At 57.4% G+C, this 1,835-nt stretch carries 2 protein-coding genes; both read right to left on the minus strand.

The features are described 5' to 3' along the window. Positions 1 to 587, minus strand: a 587-nt coding sequence (locus DWV32_RS09965) for a PTS sugar transporter subunit IIC (protein ID WP_147346230.1), incomplete at its 3' end; no start/stop codon positions are given. A 225-nt stretch (positions 588 to 812) separates the two neighbouring features. After that, positions 813 to 1,703: a DMT family transporter gene (locus DWV32_RS09970; protein ID WP_233540456.1), complete on the minus strand. Its 891-nt coding sequence runs from the start codon at positions 1,701 to 1,703 to the stop codon at positions 813 to 815. Between the last annotated feature and the right edge of the window lie 132 nt (positions 1,704 to 1,835).

The raw sequence follows: 1,835 nt of genomic DNA on the forward strand, positions 1-1,835 counted from the left end.
AGGCGGCCGAGCATGGCGAAGCCCATGGCCGGCAGGATGTTGGCGGCAACGCCGCAACCATCGATCACAAAGGACGGGATAAAGTCGAGCAGGCCCTGGATGGCGTCGGAACCCAGGTAGAATGCGCCGCCGCACAGCAGGAAGTACTCAAGGCAGCCAAAGAGGCCCATGCTCCAATGTGCCGCGTAGATACCCTTGAGGTTGCCCTTGGCAGCGCACTTGTCAGCAATGTCAACAATGATCGAGAATCCAGCATCCGTAATGTTGCCGATCGTCAGCGAAAGGACGGCGATGGGCATGGCGAGCGCGATGGCCGTCTCGGTACCCTGACCGAGCTGAATGGCAAACGCGCAGGCGAGCACGCCGCCGACGGTTTCGTTAGGCGGTACGTAGGCGCCGATGGAGATCGAGCCCATGAACAGCAGCTCCAGGCTGGCGCCAACGGCAAGGCCGGTCTGCAGGTCCCCCAGCACCAGGCCCACGAGCGGGCACAGGACGATGGGGCGGAACGCGTAGAGGGTGCCGAGCTGGTAATCGAAGCATCCAAACGCTCCGACTAAGCCGACGAGGATTGCTTGGACAAGCATAATTCCTCCCAATAAGGAATCTCGAACCGTCGCCACTCCCGTCGCGCGCGTTGTTGATATCAATTCCGGGAGTTCGATTACACGGCTCGAAGCGTACCTGGTGTGCTGCTAACACCCATGCCAGGTACAAATGATTTGATACCAATTATAGGTATGCAGGTTCTTACTATTTAATACCACTCGCTCAGCGGGGTGTTTTTTACCGTAAACGGCAGACGTATCCCATCAGGCACGCTCTTTGTTTCGATGGCGGACAAGCGCCACCAGAAAGCCATCGCCAAAGGCATCGGATGCCAAGTTGGCTACAATCACCAAAACGATAATCGCCGCGCCCAAAAACTCGTTCCAGTGAAAGACCTCGCCAAAGAGGAGCGCCGACCAGCAGGGAGCGAGCACGACCTCGCTCATGCAGACCAAGTTGGCCGCAAACGCGTTGGTGCGCGCAATCCCCTTGGCATACAGCACGCTCGCAAGGCCGCTGCAAAAAAGGCCATGCACCAGCATGAGCCCCCACTCAAATGGTCTCACGGAGTCTAGGGCACCAGCAAAATAGACGATCGGCAGCATCGAGATACCGCAGGAGATAAGCGAGGACACCATGGGCGACGCATCGGGGCGAGAGTTCAAAAAGAAACACAGCCCAAAGGTGGCGCCCGAAACGACGGCAAGCAGGTTGCCGAGCATGCCCACGGGACTCAAATCACCCAAAAAGAAAAGTCCCATACCCGTAAAAGCAACCACCACGGAGGCAATCTTCGCAGGTGAGGGCAACGTGCGTGTTGCGAGCGATTGATACACGATAACGAAAATCATCGAGGTGTACTGCAGGACGATGGCGTTTCCGACCGTCGTGAGCTGGTTGGCAAAGTTAAACGTGGTGCCCGTCACGAAGTTGCAGACGGCCACAAGGGCAATAAGACGGCTGACGCGGAGGACAGGCCTGCCGACGAGCAGAATAAAGAGCGCCATAAATATTGCCGTAACGGCACCGATCAGAAGAGCTGACTGCGAATTGGCGTGAACGAGGATGCCGATAAAGCTCCACAAGAGCGCCGTGCCAAATAGATACATCGCCCCGCTCACGCCATTATCGGGTGGATTGTCGGATCGAATCACAAAGCACCTCCAGCTAGCTTTCGATAATAAAAAACGGCGACCGCAATGGGTCGCCGTTTCCCTTGGGGGCAGATAATAGGCCGGGCCCTTACGCCAGCACGCCGAAGAACGCGCCGACGATGCCCACGGCCA

It is taken from the genome of Collinsella sp. AF04-24 (genome assembly GCF_003465685.1).
Lineage (GTDB): Bacteria > Actinomycetota > Coriobacteriia > Coriobacteriales > Coriobacteriaceae > Collinsella > Collinsella aerofaciens_AP.